Source organism: Sandarakinorhabdus limnophila DSM 17366 (assembly GCF_000420765.1).
In the GTDB taxonomy this organism is placed as follows: Bacteria; Pseudomonadota; Alphaproteobacteria; order Sphingomonadales; family Sphingomonadaceae; genus Sandarakinorhabdus; species Sandarakinorhabdus limnophila.
On the sequence record NZ_ATVO01000003.1, the window covers coordinates 457,512 to 475,174 of the forward strand.

Below are 17,663 nucleotides of genomic sequence, written 5' to 3' on the forward strand. Positions count from 1 at the left end.
GCATCAGGCTGGCGCAGCCTTGCCATCATTCACCAGATAGCGGCACAGCAAAGGCTTGACCAGACGGGGCACACTGATGCTTTTGGTCGCTTGTGACGCTTACCCCAGACGCCTTTGCCATCCCTGTTGCTGCCGATCCTGCCGCTGCGCTGGCCTTTCTGGTGAGCGCCGGGGCCGATGTGGCGATTGCAGAACAGCCGCGCCGCTGGCTCGATGCGCCGCAGCCAAAGGCAACGCCCAGGCCCGAACCGGCGCCCGCACCAGCCGCTGCACCGCGCATGGCGGCGCCCGCGCCGGCCCCGGCCGCCGATCACCCGGCGCGCTCCTGTGCCGATGTGCCGGCACTGCTTGCCCTGCTTGGCCGCTTTCCCGATGCCCGCACGCGGCCACCACTGTTGTTTCAAGGTGCGCTGGAAACACGCATCTGGGTGCTGATCGACCGGCCAGACACAGATCCCAGCCACCGTGAGACCATCGATCGCATGTTGGCCGCCATCGATCTTGATTGGAACCGGGCCGCGCTGGTCAGTCGCCTGCCCTGGCCAACGCCGGGCGATGGCGAGCCCACCGCCAGCGCGCTGGCCCGTTTCTCGCCGGTGGTGGAGCGGCTGGCCGAACTGGCTTCGCCCACGCACGTGCTGGCACTGGGCCAGGTCGCCGCCGATCTGGCTGGCACGCAGGCCCGGTTGGGCAGCAGCCGCGGGCGCTGGTTCGATTGGCGCGGCGCGCAACTGCTGCCGTCGATCCACCCGCGTGCCATGGGCGGCAACAAGGAATTGAAGCGCCAGGCGTTTGAACATCTGAAACTGTTTCGGGCCGCAATCGGATGAGGCGCGCGACGGCTCTGATTGCCCTGGTTCTGGCTGGCCCGGCCGCCGCCATCACCGTGCCGCCGGCGCTGATGCCGCCAACACCGCCGCCGCTCACGACACTGCCTCCCGCCGCGCAACCGATGCAGACAGTAACCGGCCTGCGCACCGGCATCACCCCGCGTCAACGCATGGTGCCGCCGCAGCTGACCGAGGAAGAACGCGCCGCCTTCCGCCAGATCTTCCTTGATCTCGATGCCGGCCGCTTCACCGCGGCGGAAAAATCGCTCATCGCCCTGCCCGCCGGCCTGCTCAGCGAAACCGCCCGCGCGGCCCTGATCGTCGCGCGCGGCACCGGAAAAGTCACGCGGGCTGACCTTGTCACCTGGCTCACGGCCAATCCCGATCTGCCGCTGTCGCCAAAGATTGCCCGGCTGGCCGATGCCCTGCCCGGCGGCGACAGTGCGCCGCTGCCGCTTCTACCGGAAGCCCGGCCGTTCCGTACCGCCAGTAGCACTGGCTTTCGGACTGAATCCGCACCCGCCGATGGTGAGCTTTCGGCCCGGCTGAAGCCGCTGCTCGCCGCCGATCGCAATGACGAGGCGGAGCGGCTGTGGCTGGCACAGGCCCCGGCGCTGTCGCCTTTCGCCCGCGCCGATCTCGCCGCCCGCATCGCCTGGAATCATTATCGCATGGGCGACGATCTCGCCGCCTGGCGCATGGGCCTCGAAGCCGCCGCGGGCTTGGGCCAAGGCGCGTCAGACGGGGCGTGGAGCGCCGGATTGGCTGCCTTCCGGTTGGGCCGCTGGCGCGATGCCGCCGAAGCCTTTGATCTGGTGAAAATGGGCCGCGACGATACCCGCGCCGCTGCTGCCTTCTGGGCCGGCCGCAGTTGGGGCTTGGCCGGCAATGACGCCAACCGCAAGGCTCGGCTCACCCAAGCCGCCACCTCGGTCGCCAGCTTCTATGGCCTGCTCGCCCGCCGCTCGCTGGGTGTGGATCAGGGTCTGGATTGGCGAGAGCCCGATTTCATCACGGCAGACTGGAATTACCTGAAAGATGTGGCCGGCGCCCGTCGTGCCGCTGCGCTGGTGGAAATAGGCCAATTGGGCCTGGCCGACCGCGAACTCCGCCACCTCGCCGCCACCGCGCCCGCTGATGCCTATCCGGCGATCCTGCGGCTGGCGGCACGCCTCGATCTGCCGGCCACGCAGTACAGCCTCGCCACCAAGCCACCGCTGGGCCTGGAAGCGCCGCTGTCGGCCCGCTATCCCGCGCCGGATTGGGTGCCGTTCCGCGGCTGGCGGGTGCCGCGCAGCCTGGCCTTTGCCCACGCCCTGCAGGAATCAGCCTTCATCACCACCGCCACCAGCCGCACCGGTGCCAAGGGCCTGATGCAGTTGATGCCCGACACCCGCGACCTGGTGAACCGCCGCATCCTGAAGGAAACCCCCGACGCCGCAAGCGTGGTGGGCGACATGGCAGACCCGGCCTATAATTTCGAACTGGGGCAGACCTATCTGGAAGTGCTGGGCCGCATGGGGCTTACCGGTGGGCTGCTGCCCAAGGTGATCGCCGCCTACAACGCCGGGCCGGGTTCGGTGCAGACCTGGAACCGCACGCTGGATGATCAGGGCGATCCGCTGCTGTTCATCGAATCCATCCCCTATCGCGAAACCCGGCACTATGTCGAAATCGTGCTCAGGAACCTGTGGATGTACGAATTGCGCGACGGCCATTCGCCGGCTTCGATGGACGCCATCGCGCAAGGCCTGTGGCCACGCCTGCCCGGCATCGGCGGCGAAATGGCAGTAAAACGCGATCCGCTGCCCATCCGGCCGCGCCCCGAACCCGGCAGCTTCACCCCCGAAGCCTGGCCCAGCGACGATCGCGCAGTGGCCGGCGGGAAATAGGCTCAGCGCTGCTCTGTCAGGCTCAGCAGATTGCCCTCACTGTCGTTGAACCAGGCGATGCGGGCGCCGCCATCGGGCGAATTCCAGATGCCCGCTTCGTCCTGGCCAAAGCCAGGATAGATCAGCATTCGGGCGCCCTTCGCCACCAGCCCGGCCACGGCGGCGCCGACATCATCCACCTGCCAGCCCAGCACAGGATGGGGACCGGGCGTGAAATCCGGTAACGCGGTCAGCCGGATGAACCCATCGCCGCACGGGAATTGATCGCCAAAATGGTCAATCCCCGGCGCACCAATGCCCAGCACCGGCCCCAGCACATCACGGTAAAAGCCGCGCGCCCGTTCGCGGTCGCTCACGCAGATCATCGCCATCACCCGCGCCATTGTCCCAATCCTTCCCCTCGGTGTTCATCCACCATGACAAACCGGCAAGGAACAGTTTAGCGTCATTCATGCCCATTGATGAGTCGATTTCCTTCGTGCCTCTGCATATCGCCGCCCTGACGGTGAGCGACACGCGCGAGGCCGCCACCGACACATCGGGCGACACGCTGGTGGCGCGGCTCACCGCTGCTGGCCATGTTCTTGCCGCCCGCGCCATCGTGAAGGACGAGGTGTCGCTACTGGTGGCGCACCTGAACGCGTGGATTGATGACCCGGCCATCGACGTCATCATCACCACTGGCGGCACCGGCGTGACCGGCCGCGACGTGACCCCTGAAGCGCTTGATCAGGTTGCGGAAAAGATGATTCCCGGCTTTGGCGAGCTGTTCCGCTGGCTCAGCTTCCAGAGCATCGGCACCTCCACAATCCAGTCCCGCGCCTGTGCTGGCCTCGCCCGCGGCACCTATATCTTCTGCCTGCCCGGCTCCACCGGCGCCGTGAAGGACGGGTGGGACGGCATATTGGCCAGCCAATTGGATGCCCGCCACCGGCCGTGCAACTTCGTCGAGCTTTTGCCCCGTCTGCGGGAACGCTGAACCGTGCGCTATTTCCTCGATTGCGAATTCAACGGCTTCGATGGCCCGCTCATCGCCATCGCGCTGGTGCCGGAAGGCGAGGGTCTCGGCGATTTCTATGCCGTGCTGCCCTGCCACCGCCCGCTGCGCTGGGTGGCGGAACATGTGATGCCCAAGCTGGGCGCCCCGGCCCAGAGCCGCGCCGACGTGGTGGCCGCGCTTGCCGCCTATCTTGCGACCGATGCCGAGCCCGTGCTGGTCGCCGACTGGCCAGAGGATATCGCCCACGCCGCTGGCTTGCTGGTGTTCAAAGGCCGCCGCATGGTCCCGCACGTGCGCTTTGATCTGATCAACTTGCCCGGCTTCGACACTGCCAGCATGAGCGCCATGCCCCACAACGCGCTGGCCGATGCCCGCGCCCTGCGCACCGAAGTCTTGACTCGCGAAGCCCTGGCACTGGGCCAGGTCGCCGCCTGAAACAGGTCATCAATCCCGCTGGTGCACGCGCCATGTTCCTGATACGTTCACATCCGATGGAGAGTCGGGTGATGAAACTGATCGGAGCATGTCTGATGATGGCCAGCTTCACTGTAGGCAACCCGGCTGCCGGCGCCGAAGCCAGCGGCCAGTTAAGCGTGACGCTCACCGCCTTGCCCGCAGCGCCCGGCGGTGTCGCGCAGCACCGGCTGGAGAAGCGCTTCAACGGTGATCTGGCCGGCACCAGCACTGGCGTGATGATGAGCGCAGGCGATCCGGCCAAGGGCATCGCCGGCTATGTCGCGATGGAGTTGGTGGAGGGCACGCTGGCTGGCCGCAGCGGTGGCTTTGCGCTGCAGCACAATGGGACGATGGATGCCGGCGGTCAGCAGCTCAATGTGGTCATCGTGCCTGGCTCCGGCACAGGGGCATTGGCAGGCATCAGCGGCCGCATGACCATCCGCATCGCCGGCCGGGAGCATTTCTACACGCTCAGCTATGGCCTCCCCGCCGCACCCTGAGGCGGTGCGCGGGCGCGGCGCGACCGGGAACGCCACGCCCGCCCGCTTTGGCCTCGCCGCTCGCGAAGCCGATGGTGACTGGCTGGACATGGCCGCAACGGTTGACGACGCACCGCCGCCCTTGCGCACGACGGTAACGGTGGAACGCCCGCGCAGCATCATCACCCGCAACCAATCCCCCGATGTGCCGTTTGACCGCTCGATCAACGCCTATCGCGGCTGTGAGCATGGCTGCGTTTATTGTTTCGCCCGCCCCACACACGCCTTTCACGATCTGTCGCCCGGCCTGGATTTCGAAAGCCGGCTGTTCGCCAAGCCGGACGCGCCAGCGCTGCTGAAGGCCGAACTGGGCAAACGCGGCTACGAATGCCAGCCCATCGCGCTCGGCACCAACACCGATCCCTATCAGCCCATCGAGCGCGACTGGAAGATCACCCGGCAAATCCTTGAAATATTGAATGACTGCCGTCACCCCGTCACCATCACCACCAAGTCAGACCGGGTGTGCCGCGACCTCGATATCCTTACCGCCATGGCGACCCGCAGCCTCGCCGCGGTGATGATCAGCGTCACCACCCTCGATCCCCACCTCGCCCGGTGCATGGAACCACGCGCCGCCACACCTCCACGCCGCCTCGCCGCCATCCGCGCGCTCAGCCAAGCCGGCGTGCCCGTATACGTCTCACTCTCGCCGATGATCCCGGCGATAAACGATCACGAGATCGAAGCCATCGTCGCCGCTGCTGCCGAAGCCGGCGCAGTTGGCGCTTACTCCATCCCCGTGCGCTTGCCCCACGAAGTCGCGCCGCTGTTCCGCGACTGGCTGGCGACACATTTCCCCGACCGCGCCGCCCGCGTCATGCACCACATCACCTCCATGCGCGGCGGAAAGGACAATGATCCCCGCTTCTTCGCCCGCTTCCAGGCGCAAGGCCCCTATGCCGACCTGATGCGCCAGCGTTTCGGGAAGGCCTGCACCAACCACGGGCTGAGCCGGGAACGGATTCAACTGGATTGCACCCGGTTCCAGACACCCGGTGATCAGTTCAGCCTTTTCCCGTGAAGCAGCGCCAATCAGGGCACTCCACCCTTATCGCGCCATCTTCTGGTAGCGCTCAAGCCGCGGCGGCTCCGCCTGCCATTGGCCCTTGGCACCAATCGCGCGCCCTGCCTCGAACAGCCGCCGCAAGGCAGCGGGTTCAAAGCTGATCGGGCTCGGTTCCTCCTCGTCATCCGGCAGATAGGCCAGGTGATATTCGGCGCGGGCGTTGCGGGCCATGGTGTAAACCCTCTCGATGGAACGATAGGCAATCGATCGCAACATCTCGAGAACACTGCGGCCGATGATGCTGCCGCTGTTGGTGCCGCTGAGCGCCGTGTTGCCAACCAGGCTGACGTGGCCATTCACAATCGTCCAGACATGTTCATTGGCACCGCGCGGATCGATCATGTAGCTGCGGAACAGCACGGCCTGCTTGATGCCGCCGTCGACATGCATCGTCGGCGGCCCATCGGTCTGGCTGATGTACACCGGCGCGAACACGCCCGGGATTGCCGCCGATGCCGCCAAAACGCGGCGATAGAGCTGGACCCGGTTTGGCTCGGTTGAACTGGCGATGCGGCCCATGTCCCAAACCGTGGCCACGCCGTTGTCGAGATTGGTGGTGCCCACGTACAGCCGCCGGCCCTTGCGATGTTCAGCTGCGACCTCATCCATCATCTGCTCGGTCACGATCGTCTCGATCATCCGCTCCAGCGGCCCGCGATCATACACCGAAGCCTTCTTTGCAAAGCCGATGATGCCGCGGCGCTTCATCACGTCCTTAGCGGTGATTTCCGTATAGGCGCGGGCAAGATCGGCATCATGCTTTGGCCCCAGAAAGGCCAGAGTGGCCATCAGCGCTCCGGTTGAAATGCCGGTCACCACGTCGAACTGCGGGCTAGTGCCGGATTTACTCCAGCCCACCAGCACACCGGCGCCAAATGCCCCCACAGATCCGCCGCCCGAAAGCAGCAGGACATCATTGCGCTTGCCCACCTGGCGCAACGGCGGCGGATCACCCAGCGGTGTGCCATCGGCATCGGCTGCCGAAACGATCGCCGTGCGGGCCAGCATTGGTGCCTCGAAGGCTGGTGCTGTCGGCCGTGTGGCGCAGCCTGCCAGCAGCAACAGACTACACAACACTGGAAATGCAGGTCTCATGACGGGGGCCCCTGTGGTTCGCGGCGCAACTCTGCGCCCGGGAATGACCCCGCTTACGCTGTCGGCAGCTTATAGTCCTTGTATTGTTCGCGCAGGGCCACTTTCAGCAGCTTCCCCGTGGCGGTGTGCGGCAGGCTGGGGACGATCAACACATCATCGGGCGTCCACCACTTGGCGATACGGCCGTCCAGATAGGCCAGCACGCTCTCCTTGGTCACCGCCGCGCCCTCCTTCGGCACCACCAGCAGCAGCGGGCGCTCATCCCATTTGGGGTGATGCACACCGATCACGCAGGCTTCCGCCACGCCCGGCGCACCGACAGCCACATTTTCCAGATCGATGGACGAGACCCATTCACCGCCGGACTTGATCACATCCTTGGCGCGATCGACGATCTGCATGTAGCCAAGCGGATCGAGCGTGGCGACATCGCCCGTGTCGAACCATCCGTCTTCGAACGCGCTGGCGCCATCGCCCTTGAAATAGCTGCCCACAATCCACGGGCCCCGCACCAGCAGGCGGCCGAAAGCCACACCGTCTCGCGGCAATTCCTGGCCATCGTCGTCAACGATCTTCATTTCGACACCGAACAGCCCACGGCCCTGCTTTATACGAACATTGAGTTCATCGGCGTAAGGCATTGTATCCGTTTCTGGAACGCCCGTACCCACAGTGCCGAGCGGGGACATTTCTGTCATACCCCACAGCTGCAAGACGCGCACGCCGAGCTTGTCATAGGCCTCGATCATGGCGCGCGGCACAGCTGAACCACCAATGGCGGTGCGGTTCAGCTTGCCCATCGTCTCACCGGTTTTTTCCAGGTGCTGCATCATGCCCAGCCAGATGGTCGGCACGGCCAGCGCCAGATCCACCTCTTCCTCCACAATCAGCTTGTGCAGCGTTGGCGGATCGAAATTGGGGCCGCCCATCACCAGCTTCGCGCCGGCCGCAGCCGCCGTGTAGGGGATGGACCAGGCATTAGCGTGATACATCGGCGCAATCGGCAGAACGACGGTGCGGGCACCCATGGCAAACACATCGGTGGCACAGGCGGCCATGGCGTGCAGCACGTTGGAACGGTGGCTGTATTGCACGCCCTTGGGATTGCCGGTGGTACCGCTGGTGTAGCACAGGCCCGCCGGCGCATTTTCCGGCACGTCGGTCCACGGCGCATCCACGCTCTCGGCCGCCAGCAGATCCTCATAACAGAGCAGGTTCAGGCTGGATTCCGGCATGTGGGCACGATCCGTAAGCAGCACGAAATGCTCGATCGTGGAAAGACTTGGCGCCAGTTTCTCAACCAGCTTCACAAACGTCAGATCGAAAAACAGCACCCGGTCTTCAGCGTGGTTGGCGATGTAGATGATCTGCTCTTCAAACAGGCGCGGGTTGATGGTGTGGGCAACGCCGCCCATGCCGGAAATGCCATACCAGCTTTCGACATGGCGCCAGGTGTTCCAAGCCAGCGTGGCGATGCGATCGCCGGGCTGCATGCCCAACCGCCGCAGCGCGCCCGCCACCTGCTTGGCGCGGCCGCGCACAGTGGCCCAGTTGGTGCGATGCTTGGCCCCTTCGCAGCTCAGCGACACGATCTCGCGCTGACCATGATAAATCGCCGCGTGATCGATCAGCTTGCTCACCAGCAGCGGCCAATCCTGCATCGTTCCCAACATGCGCGTCCTCCCCAAATTTTCTCATGCAGCGCGCCTTTCTGACCGCGGCACCTTGCCAATAGTTCATAGCCCCGCCGTCGAAGCGCGAAAAGGGGGCTTGACGGAAAGAACATTACAGGAACATAAGGTGCGGAACAGATAAGGAACATTCTGGCGATTCGTCGCTGGCAAGGGGATAAGATGATGACGATGCTGTTGATGTTGCTGGCCTGTGTGGCCGCCTGGGCCCTGGTTGGCCTCATGCTGGGTGACGCCCGCCTGGCGTTGGTCGATGCCCTGCGCGGGCAACCGGTTCAAGGCGGCGGCTGGATGCCGTCGTCGGCACTGTTGGTGCGGTCGTCGATCGTCCGCCCAGTCCGGGCCTTGACCCGGGCATAGGAGTTGATCGCCATCGGGATCGATACGGCATAAACGATGGTGATGATAGCGAGTGTTGGCCACGGATTGGTGAACAACGCGCCGGCCAGCAAGCCGATGGCCGCCAACGCCGGCAAGCGCCACGACGGCCGCAGGCGCAGCGACCCCCAGCCATAGCTTGGCAGGTTTGACACCATCAGGAACGCCACGGTGAGCGAGGTGGCGGCAACCACGCCCGCGCGCACCGCAAGATCATCAAGCGCTGATGGCGCCAACCAGAAGTGCACATACAGTGGCGCCAGTGTCAGGCCCGCAGCTGCCGGTGCCGGTATCCCGGTCAGATAGCCGAGTTTCTTGTGCGGCTGGTCATCGGCATCGATCTGGGCATTGAACCGGGCCAACCGCAGTGCACAGGCAATGGCATTGGCCAATGCGATCACCCAACCCAGTCGTCCCGGCAGATGCTGCAAGGCCCACAGATACAGGATCAGCGTCGGCGCCACGCCAAAGGCCGTCACGTCTGACAGCGAATCCAGTTCGGCACCAAAGCGGCTGCTGCCCTTCAACAAGCGCGCGATGCGGCCATCGATACCATCAAGCACGCCAGCCAGCAGAACCGCGACCACGGCCTTTTCCCATTCCCCGCCAATGGCAAAACGCACCCCGGTGAGCCCGCAACACAAGGCCAGCACGGTCACCGCATTGGGCACGACAGCGCGCAACGGAATGCCGCGGCGGCGAGGTGGTTCGCGGTCGATCATCGATTGTGCATCAGCAGGCAGGCCGCGTCATTGCGCCTGCGCGCTCTGCATGAGGGGCGCACCCTTCACCGCCAGAACGGTTTCCCCGGCGATGGCCCGCTGGCCCACCGCAACGGCGGGCACATAACCGGCCGGCAGGAATACATCGACCCGGCTGCCAAAACGGATCAGGCCAAAGCGCTCACCCACCTTCAGCGCCTGGCCCACATCCACCCACTTCATGATCCGCCGCGCCACCAGGCCGGCAATCTGGGTGAAGGCGACACGCACGCCGCTGGCATCTTCCATTACGAAATACTGCCGCTCATTCTCTTCACTCGCCTTGTCGAGATCGGCGTTGAGGAACTTGCCTGGCACATAAACGATGCGCGTCAGCCGCCCCGCGATCGGCGCGCGGTTCACGTGCACATCGAAAACGTTCATGAACACGGTCACGCGCGTCACCAGGCCCTCGCCCAGGCCGCCTTCACCCAGCAACTGGCGCGGCACCTCGACGTTGGTAATCAGGCTCACCAGGCCATCGGCCGGCGACACGATCAAATTCTCGCCAATCGGCGTCACCCGCACCGGATCGCGGAAGAAGGCCGCCACCCAGATCGCAATGCCAAGCAGCACGAAGCTGAGCGCAGTCCATTCCAGCACCAGCCCGCTGAACAGCACAGCGGCCAGCGCGATTGCCAGGAATTTGCGGCCTTCTGGGTGCATGTCGGGCAGGCGATACTTGGCGCTCTCACCCGGCACCAGCGGCAGTGGCCCGGCCGGGACCTCGGGCGGTGGTGCCAAAGTCTGCTGCTGTTGCGCAGACGGCAGTTGCGGTTCCGCGTCCGGCGGTACCTTCAACGCGTTCAGCTCGGCCTCAAGCTCTTCAAGCGTCAGTTTCTTGTCAGGATCGGTCATGCTTGCTGCTTTAGCCCCGTCATACGCCGCTTGGCAATTGATCGCGCATTGCGCACCGCCCGTCGATGCGTCACAGGGCGGCGATGATCCAATCCCTGCTGCTGTTCTGTGGTTCCCGCCCCGGCCATGATCCTGCCCATGCCGAACTGGCTGCGGGCCTTGGCCGGCTCTGTGCCGAACACGGCGTCACACTTGTCTACGGCGGCGGCCGCGTCGGGCTGATGGGCGTGGCGGCGCGGGCCTGCAAGGAAGGTGGCGGCCGCGTGATCGGCATCATCCCGCGCCTGTTGATGACCACCGAAATCGCCCAGGACGGGCTTGATGAACTGCACGTTGTGGAGACGCTGCACGAGCGCAAGGCGCTGATGCACCGGCTTTCCGATGCCATCATCGCCTTGCCCGGCAGCATCGGCACCCTCGACGAGTTCTTCGAAAGCCTGACCTGGCGGGAACTGGGCATTCACGACAAGCCGATCTGGCTGCTGGGCGGCAACGGCTATTGGGATCCGCTTACGGCGTTGCTCGCCCATATCAGTGCCGCCGGCTTTGGCCCGCCGCATTTGGCTGCGCTTGCCGAACCGCTGGAAAATCTGGCGGCCCTGTCGGAAAAGCTTGGGTAAAACAGCGGCTGACACCATTGACCGGCCCGCCCGCCACCCCCTAGAACGACTGCTACAAACCGTCGCAGCAACGCAGGAAGTACAAGATGCCGAAGATCAAGGTCGAAAACCCCGTTGTCGAGCTCGACGGCGACGAGATGACCCGCATCATCTGGCAATGGATCCGCGAGCAGCTGATTCTGCCCTATCTCGACATTGATCTGAAATATTACGACCTCGGCATGGAAAGCCGGGATGATAGCAACGACAAGATCACGGTTGATTCCGCCAATGCGATCAAGGAGTTCGGCGTTGGTGTGAAATGCGCCACCATCACGCCCGACGAAGCCCGCGTGAAGGAATTCGGACTGAAGCGGATGTGGAAATCGCCCAACGGCACCATCCGCAACATCCTGGGCGGCGTGGTGTTCCGCGAACCCATCGTCATCAAGTCCGTGCCGCGCCTCGTGCCGGGCTGGACCGATCCCATCGTCATCGGCCGCCATGCCTTTGGTGACCAGTATCGCGCCACCGATTTCAAGGTGCCCGGCCCCGGCAAGCTGACCATGCGCTGGGAAGCGCAGGATGGTTCGAGCGTGATCGAGGAAGAGGTATTCGAATTCCCGTCGTCGGGCGTCGCCATGGGCATGTACAACCTCGACGACAGCATCCGCGATTTCGCCCGCGCCTGCCTGAACTATGGCCTCGATCGCGGCTGGCCGGTCTATCTTTCGACGAAGAACACCATCCTGAAGGCCTATGATGGCCGCTTCAAGGATCTGTTCGAAGAAGTTTATACCAATGATTTCAAGGCCCAGTACCGCAAGGCTGGCATCGTTTACGAACATCGCCTGATCGACGATCTGGTCGCCTCCGCCCTGAAATGGTCGGGCAAGTTCATCTGGGCCTGCAAGAATTACGACGGCGACGTGCAGTCGGACATGGTGGCGCAGGGTTATGGCAGCCTCGGCCTGATGACCAGCATCCTGCTCACCCCCGATGGCAAGACGGTGGAAGCCGAAGCCGCGCACGGCACCGTGACCCGCCACTATCGCATGCACCAGGAAGGCAAGCCGACCAGCACAAACCCGATCGCCAGCATCTTTGCCTGGACCGGCGGCCTGAAGCATCGCGGCAAACTGGATGGCACGCCGATGGTGACGAAATTCGCCGAAACGCTGGAGCGCGTCTGCGTCGAAACCGTGGAATCGGGTGCGATGACCAAGGATCTGGCGCTGCTGATCGGCCCCGATCAGGCCTGGATGACCACGGAGAAATTCTTCGAAGCCGTTCGCGCGAATCTCGATGCCGCCATCGTCAAAGGTTTGTAACGACTGGGGCCTCCAAGCCGCACTTGCCCTCCCCTGCCCAGCCCGCCCAACAGCGAGGCAAAGGCCATCGGCATCAGCACCCGACTGGGCGACACGTGCGCTGCCCGGCAACTGCCCAATGCGGCCGGCAGCAGCAGCGCCAGCGCGCCGACATTGTTCATCACACTCGATGCCGCCCCGGTGAGCAGCGCGTAGACGATGCCAATGCCGGCTTCCCGGCTCAGCAACGGCTGCAGCGGTCACAACAAGCGTTCCAGCATGCCCGAACGCGACACGGCCGCGCTGAGCACCATCACGGCTGCCACCGTGATCACCGCCGGATCGCCCAAGCCGGCGAAGGCTTCGGCGGCCGGCACCAGCCCCAGCAACACGCTGGCCGCCAGCATCAGCGGCGCCACCAGATCGTGGCGGATGCGTTCACTGGCAAAACCGACAAGGCCGGCGCCAAAGATCAGCAGGATAAGAGCGCCATCGGACACGGCACGGAGCCTAGGCCGGTTCGGCGCACCAGTGCAATTTCAAGGCGGTGGCGGCAGGGCCAAGCGCCCCACCGCTGCGACCATCACCCCGCGAGCGCGGCCTTTACGGCGGCAATCGCGTCCGCCGCCTTGTCTGCATCCGGGCCGCCAGCCTGGGCCATGTCGGGCCGGCCGCCGCCGCCCTGGCCGCCCAGCGCTGCAGCTGCAACCCGCACCAGATCCACCGCCGAACGTGTGCCCACCAGATCGTCGGTCACGCCCACGGCCACGCTGGCGCGGCCGTCGTTCACCGCCACGATGGCAACGATGCCGCTGCCCAGCGCCTGCTTGGCTTCATCCACCAAGCCGCGCAGGGCCTTGGCTTCAAGGCCATCCAGCACCTGACCCTGGAAGGCGATGCCATTGACCATTTCGGGGCCGGCCTTGGCGCCAGCGGGGCCGGCGAGAGCCAACGCTTTCTTGGCATCAGCCAGTTCGCGCTCAAGTCGCTTGCGCTCATCGATGAGTGTGGCGAGCCGCGCCGGCACTTCTTCGGGCCGCGCCTTGATGGCGGCGGCGGCTTCCAGCAACAGCGCCTCGCGCTCGTTCAGCCATTCGCGCGCGGCGATGCCGGTCTTGCCTTCAATGCGGCGCACACCGCTGGCAACCGCGCTTTCACTAGTGATCTTCAGGAGGCCGATATCGCCCAGCGCTTCGGCGTGGGTGCCACCGCACAGTTCCACCGAATAAGTGTCGCCGCCGTCATCGGCCCCCATCGAAAGGACGCGCACTTCCTCGCCATATTTCTCGCCGAACAGCGCCATGGCGCCGGCTTCGATGGCGGCGTCTGGCGTCATCAGCTTGGTCGAAACCGGGCGATTGCCCAGGATCTGGGCGTTCACATCGGCTTCCACCTGCGCCAGTTCGGCCGGCGTCATCGCCTTCTGGTGCGAGAAGTCGAAGCGCAGATAATCTTCGCCAACATAGCTGCCCTTCTGCGAGACGTGCGTGCCGAGCCGGCGACGCAGCGCGGCGTGCAGCAAGTGGGTGGCGCTGTGAGCGCGGCGATGGGCACCGCGCTGGGGGGCATCCACGTCCAGCTTCACCACGTCGCCCACGGCAAGCGGACCGACGGTGAGCGTGACGTCATGCAGATGCAGCTTGCCCAGCGCCTTGCGGGTATCGGCCACACGCGACGACAGGCCGTCGCCCCAGCTGATGCTGCCACCGTCGCCGGCCTGGCCGCCGCTTTCGGCATAGAAGGGCGTCTGATTGGTGACGACGACGATCTTGTCGCCGGCGTTGGCGCTGTCGATCTGCTTGCCGTCCTTCACCAGGGCAACCACCTTGGCTTCGCCGGTCAGGCTGGAATAGCCGGTGAATTCGCTGACGCCCTCGGCCTCGACAATGTCGAACCACACCGCGGCGTCCTTGGCTTCGCCGGAACCGCTCCAGGCGGCACGTGCGAGGCGGCGCTGCTCCGCCATCGCCGCATCGAAACCGGCGCGATCGACCGCGATGCCGCGGGCGCGCAGCGCATCTTCGGTAAGGTCATAAGGGAAACCGAACGTGTCATAAAGCTTGAAGGCAACGTCGCCGGGCAGCGTGCCGCCCGTCGTCAGCTTGGCGGTCGCGTCCTCCAGCAGGCCCAGCCCGCGCTCCAGCGTCTGGCGGAAACGGGTTTCTTCCAGCTTCAGCGTTTCCTCGATCAGCGCCTGGGCGCGGCCGAGCTCCGGGAAGGCTTGGCCCATGGTCGCCATCAGGGCCGGCACCAGCTGGTGCATCAACGGATCCTTGGCGCCCAACAGGTGCGCGTGGCGCATGGCGCGGCGCATGATACGACGCAACACATAGCCGCGGCCTTCATTGGCCGGCAGCACGCCATCGGCCACCAGGAAGCCCGACGAGCGCAAATGATCGGCAATGACCCGGTGCGAGGCGCGAGCTTCGGCGGTCAGCGCCTTGCCCACCTTGTCCTCGCTGGCGGCGATCAGCGTCTTGAACGTATCGGTATCATAATTGTCGTGCACGCCCTGCAGCACGGCGGCGATGCGTTCCAAGCCCATGCCGGTATCGATGCTGGGGCGCGGCAGGTTCAGGCGCGTGTCGCGATCGACCTGCTCATACTGCATGAATACCAGGTTCCAGATCTCGACGAAGCGATCGCCATCCTCATCCGGGCTGCCGGGCGGGCCACCGGGAATATGATCGCCATGATCGTAGAAGATTTCCGAGCAAGGACCGCACGGGCCGGTATCGCCCATCGACCAGAAATTGTCGTTGGTGGCGATGCGGATGATCTTGTCATCGGAAAGGCCGGCGATCTTCTTCCACAAGGCGGCGGCTTCATCGTCGGTGTGATAGACGGTGACGCACAGGCGGTTCTTGTCCAGGCCCCATTCGCGGGTCAGCAGATCCCAGGCCAGGGTGATTGCCTGTTCCTTGAAATAATCGCCGAACGAGAAATTGCCCAGCATTTCAAAGAAGGTGTGGTGGCGGGCGGTGTAACCCACATTGTCCAGATCATTGTGCTTGCCGCCGGCGCGCACGCATTTCTGGCTGCTGGCGGCCTGCGTGTAGGGGCGCGTTTCGAGGCCGGTGAAGACATTCTTGAACGGCACCATGCCGGCGTTGACGAACATCAGCGTCGGATCATTTTGCGGCACAAGCGGCGCCGACGGCACGACCATATGGCCTGCCTTGGCAAAGTGATCGAGGAAGCTGCGGCGTATGTCGTTCGACGAGATCATGGGATGAGCGCTTAACGCCCGACGCGGCCATCGTAAAGGCCAGCATCCACGGCTTCACTCAGGCGCGAGCTGTAACCACCCAGACAGCGCCGGGCAGCTCGACCAGGCCGTCGTCCAGAAACGGCTGCAGCGCGGCTGCCAGACGCGGCTTTGCAACTTCGCCGATGCCGGCATCGCGCACCACGCGTGCCGCCGGGCCGATTTTCAGGTTGAACGACACCGCATCGCCAATCGGATCACCACCGCCGCCAACCAGCATGGCAAAGGGCAGGCTGTGGAAAGCCAGATCCTGCCAGCCTGCGGCTTCCAGCATGGTCGCCACCCGTGCGGCATCGGCGAAGGCGAACGGGCCGGGCGCATGGGGATCGGCCGGCGGCTGGGCGGGGAGCAGATCGGCCAGCGCCGTCATCGGCAGTGTTGCCCACAGGTTGCGCGCGGCGGGCTGCCAGCAGGCAAACACCAGGCGGCCGCCGGGTGCGGCCAGGCCGTGGAGATGGGTGAAGGCGGCCTGTGGATCGGCAAAGAACATCACGCCAAAACGCGACAGGATGAGATCGAAGCCGCTTTCATCCGCCCAGACCGACGCATCGGCGGCAATGAACTCTGCTTCGGAAAGCAAGGCTTCGGCACGTGTGCGGGCCCGGGCCAGCAACGGCTCGGATATGTCGAGGCCAATGGCATGGCCGCCCTCCCCCACCACGGCATCCACCGCCAGCGTGGTCTCGCCGGCGCCGCAGCCGATATCGAGCACCATCTCGCCGGGCTGCGGGCTGGCGGCGGCCAGCAGGGCGGCAGTGACAGGGGTGAGCGCCAAGTCCATGCGCTCCTGCATCTGCACCCAGATGTCCCCAACCTTGCCGTTCCAATAATCAATCTGTTCGGCATTGCTCATGGCGGAGAGGCCCCTGCTTGCTGTGGTGATTCGGATGTGGCGACAGATGCGCTTGCGGTCAATCGGCCGCGCTTGACGGGATGCCGCCGCAGATTAGCGTTGCGTCATGCGTGCACTTCTCTGCCTTCTCTCGATCATGTCGGCCAGCGCCGCACTGGCCCAGCACGCGCCGGCCGACACCATGACCGTTACGGCCGAACGGCTGAGCCGCGGCGCACTGCGGGCCCAGGCGACGAAATTCATGCGCAAAGCGCTGGCCGACACGCGGAACGGCCAGAATGCCCGCTGGTTCACGCCGCTGTGCCCTGTCGCGCTGGGTGTCGATGGCAAGGTGGGCCAACTCTTCACCAGCCGAATTGCCGATGTGGCCCGTCATGTCGGGTTGAAGCTGGCGGGTGGAGATTGTGATCCCAATGTCGCCGTGGTCTTCACCCGCGATGCGCGCACCCTCGTGAAGACGGTGAACCGCCGGCAGAGTGGTGCTCTCGATGCGCTGCCCGGGCCGGAACGAGCATTGCTGAATTCGCCGACACTGCCGGTGCGCTGGTGGCATTTCACGGCGCCGGAAAGCGCTGATGGAAAGCCGTTCAGCCCCGGCCCGCTGGGACTGGGCGCCAGCGCCAACGGACTGCCAGGCGAGATCACCTACAACAATAATGCCCGTGCCTCGCGGCTGGACTTGCCATCACGTGTGGGGATCACCGGAGCCGTGATCGTGGTGGACATTGATCGCATCGGCGCGGTGTCGATGGCGGCGCTCACCGATTATGTCGCGCTGGTGGCGTTGTCGCGGTTGCGGATGAATGCCCGCGAACGGCCAGAAGGGAGCATCATGGCGCTGTTCGATCCCGGTGCACCGCGCTTTAACGGGCTGACCGATCAGGACGAGCGTTTCATCGAGGCCATGTACGGCAGCCCTGCAACGGTTGAGGGCTGGCGTCAGCGAGGAGACATGGCGGGCCGCATGGCAGATGCCGCCGCTGAGCTTGCAAAGATCAAGGCCACGCCGCCGCAATGACCGGCCAATAACGAAAAAGGGGCGGCCATTTGACTGGCCACCCCTT

At 64.9% G+C, this 17,663-nt stretch carries 16 protein-coding genes and 1 pseudogene; 9 read left to right on the forward strand and 8 right to left on the reverse strand.

Annotated elements, in window-relative coordinates; all coding sequences use genetic code 11:
• The first annotated feature begins 92 nt into the window (after positions 1-92).
• Entirely contained in the window at positions 93-830 is a 738-nt protein-coding gene (locus G566_RS0102340; RefSeq protein WP_022679074.1) for a uracil-DNA glycosylase family protein, read from the forward strand.
• The gene (locus G566_RS13275; protein WP_022679075.1) at positions 827-2,722 is read left to right on the forward strand and encodes a lytic transglycosylase domain-containing protein; all 1,896 of its coding nucleotides are present in this window, start codon (positions 827-829) and stop codon (positions 2,720-2,722) included. Before G566_RS0102340 ends, G566_RS13275 begins: the two co-directional genes overlap by 4 nt.
• Before the next feature lie 2 nt (positions 2,723-2,724).
• Here G566_RS13275 and G566_RS0102350 read toward each other — a convergent pair whose 3' ends face one another.
• Positions 2,725-3,093, reverse strand: coding sequence for a VOC family protein (locus G566_RS0102350; RefSeq protein WP_156874400.1), 369 nt, complete (start codon positions 3,091-3,093; stop codon positions 2,725-2,727).
• A gap of 80 nt (positions 3,094-3,173) precedes the next feature.
• On the opposite strand from G566_RS0102350, the gene moaB reads away from it, so the two are divergent.
• From moaB to G566_RS0102370, 4 genes are all read left to right on the forward strand, one after another.
• Entirely contained in the window at positions 3,174-3,701 is a 528-nt protein-coding gene (gene moaB / locus G566_RS0102355; protein WP_022679077.1) for a molybdenum cofactor biosynthesis protein B, read from the forward strand.
• A 3-nt stretch (positions 3,702-3,704) separates the two neighbouring features.
• Positions 3,705-4,157 carry a hypothetical protein gene (locus G566_RS0102360; RefSeq protein WP_022679078.1) on the forward strand — a complete coding sequence of 151 codons (453 nt, stop codon included), beginning with the start codon at positions 3,705-3,707 and terminating at the stop codon, positions 4,155-4,157.
• A 71-nt stretch (positions 4,158-4,228) separates the two neighbouring features.
• A complete protein-coding gene (locus G566_RS0102365; protein WP_243442392.1) occupies positions 4,229-4,678 on the forward strand; it encodes a DUF3224 domain-containing protein in 450 nt (149 codons plus the stop codon).
• Positions 4,656-5,741, forward strand: a complete 1,086-nt coding sequence (locus G566_RS0102370) for a PA0069 family radical SAM protein (RefSeq protein ID WP_022679080.1) — start codon at positions 4,656-4,658, stop codon at positions 5,739-5,741. Before G566_RS0102365 ends, G566_RS0102370 begins: the two co-directional genes overlap by 23 nt.
• Before the next feature lie 27 nt (positions 5,742-5,768).
• Here the strand turns inward: G566_RS0102370 and G566_RS14610 are convergent, their stop codons facing one another.
• From G566_RS14610 to G566_RS0102390, 4 genes are all read right to left on the reverse strand, one after another.
• On the reverse strand, positions 5,769-6,881 hold the full coding sequence (locus G566_RS14610; RefSeq protein WP_022679081.1) for a patatin-like phospholipase family protein: 1,113 nt from the start codon (positions 6,879-6,881) through the stop codon (positions 5,769-5,771).
• 53 nt (positions 6,882-6,934) lie between these two features.
• Positions 6,935-8,554, reverse strand: coding sequence for a long-chain-fatty-acid--CoA ligase (locus G566_RS0102380; RefSeq protein WP_022679082.1), 1,620 nt, complete (start codon positions 8,552-8,554; stop codon positions 6,935-6,937).
• Between the two features lie 293 nt (positions 8,555-8,847).
• On the reverse strand, positions 8,848-9,672 hold the full coding sequence (locus G566_RS0102385; RefSeq protein ID WP_022679083.1) for a CDP-alcohol phosphatidyltransferase family protein: 825 nt from the start codon (positions 9,670-9,672) through the stop codon (positions 8,848-8,850).
• A gap of 27 nt (positions 9,673-9,699) precedes the next feature.
• On the reverse strand, positions 9,700-10,569 hold the full coding sequence (locus G566_RS0102390; protein WP_022679084.1) for a phosphatidylserine decarboxylase: 870 nt from the start codon (positions 10,567-10,569) through the stop codon (positions 9,700-9,702).
• 83 nt (positions 10,570-10,652) lie between these two features.
• Between G566_RS0102390 and G566_RS0102395 the strand changes: the two genes are divergently transcribed.
• Both G566_RS0102395 and G566_RS0102400 read left to right on the forward strand, forming a co-directional pair.
• Complete coding sequence (locus tag G566_RS0102395; RefSeq protein ID WP_022679085.1) at positions 10,653-11,189, forward strand: LOG family protein; 537 nt, start codon at positions 10,653-10,655, stop codon at positions 11,187-11,189.
• An 86-nt stretch (positions 11,190-11,275) separates the two neighbouring features.
• Positions 11,276-12,499: an NADP-dependent isocitrate dehydrogenase gene (locus G566_RS0102400; RefSeq protein WP_022679086.1), complete on the forward strand. Its 1,224-nt coding sequence runs from the start codon at positions 11,276-11,278 to the stop codon at positions 12,497-12,499.
• On the opposite strand, the pseudogene G566_RS15885 reads toward G566_RS0102400, so the two are convergent.
• The 3 genes and pseudogenes from G566_RS15885 to G566_RS0102415 form a co-directional block, all read right to left on the reverse strand.
• Positions 12,421-12,978: pseudogene (locus G566_RS15885) on the reverse strand (SLC13 family permease). The gene G566_RS0102400 and the pseudogene G566_RS15885 overlap by 79 nt on opposite strands.
• Positions 12,979-13,061: 83 nt before the next feature.
• Positions 13,062-15,707, reverse strand: coding sequence for an alanine--tRNA ligase (gene alaS / locus G566_RS0102410; RefSeq protein ID WP_022679088.1), 2,646 nt, complete (start codon positions 15,705-15,707; stop codon positions 13,062-13,064).
• 58 nt (positions 15,708-15,765) lie between these two features.
• On the reverse strand, positions 15,766-16,599 hold the full coding sequence (locus G566_RS0102415; protein ID WP_022679089.1) for a class I SAM-dependent methyltransferase: 834 nt from the start codon (positions 16,597-16,599) through the stop codon (positions 15,766-15,768).
• 106 nt (positions 16,600-16,705) lie between these two features.
• On the opposite strand from G566_RS0102415, the gene G566_RS0102420 reads away from it, so the two are divergent.
• Positions 16,706-17,617 (forward strand): hypothetical protein, encoded by a 912-nt coding sequence (locus G566_RS0102420; protein ID WP_156874401.1) that lies wholly within the window; start codon positions 16,706-16,708, stop codon positions 17,615-17,617.
• Positions 17,618-17,663 lie beyond the last annotated feature (46 nt).

Coding starts and splice junctions, on each gene's coding strand:
- G566_RS13275 (WP_022679075.1), top strand. CDS start 827: ATGAGGCGCGCGACGGCTCTGATTGCCCTGGTTCTGGCTGGCCCGGCC.
- G566_RS0102365 (WP_243442392.1), top strand. CDS start 4,229: ATGAAACTGATCGGAGCATGTCTGATGATGGCCAGCTTCACTGTAGGC.
- G566_RS0102400 (WP_022679086.1), top strand. CDS start 11,276: ATGCCGAAGATCAAGGTCGAAAACCCCGTTGTCGAGCTCGACGGCGAC.
- alaS (WP_022679088.1), bottom strand. CDS start 15,707: ATGATCTCGTCGAACGACATACGCCGCAGCTTCCTCGATCACTTTGCC.
- G566_RS0102395 (WP_022679085.1), top strand. CDS start 10,653: ATGATCCAATCCCTGCTGCTGTTCTGTGGTTCCCGCCCCGGCCATGAT.
- G566_RS0102420 (WP_156874401.1), top strand. CDS start 16,706: ATGCGTGCACTTCTCTGCCTTCTCTCGATCATGTCGGCCAGCGCCGCA.
- G566_RS0102350 (WP_156874400.1), bottom strand. CDS start 3,093: ATGGCGATGATCTGCGTGAGCGACCGCGAACGGGCGCGCGGCTTTTAC.
- G566_RS0102370 (WP_022679080.1), top strand. CDS start 4,656: ATGGCCTCCCCGCCGCACCCTGAGGCGGTGCGCGGGCGCGGCGCGACC.
- G566_RS14610 (WP_022679081.1), bottom strand. CDS start 6,881: ATGAGACCTGCATTTCCAGTGTTGTGTAGTCTGTTGCTGCTGGCAGGC.
- G566_RS0102380 (WP_022679082.1), bottom strand. CDS start 8,554: ATGTTGGGAACGATGCAGGATTGGCCGCTGCTGGTGAGCAAGCTGATC.
- G566_RS0102415 (WP_022679089.1), bottom strand. CDS start 16,599: ATGAGCAATGCCGAACAGATTGATTATTGGAACGGCAAGGTTGGGGAC.
- G566_RS0102390 (WP_022679084.1), bottom strand. CDS start 10,569: ATGACCGATCCTGACAAGAAACTGACGCTTGAAGAGCTTGAGGCCGAG.
- moaB (WP_022679077.1), top strand. CDS start 3,174: ATGCCCATTGATGAGTCGATTTCCTTCGTGCCTCTGCATATCGCCGCC.
- G566_RS0102385 (WP_022679083.1), bottom strand. CDS start 9,672: ATGATCGACCGCGAACCACCTCGCCGCCGCGGCATTCCGTTGCGCGCT.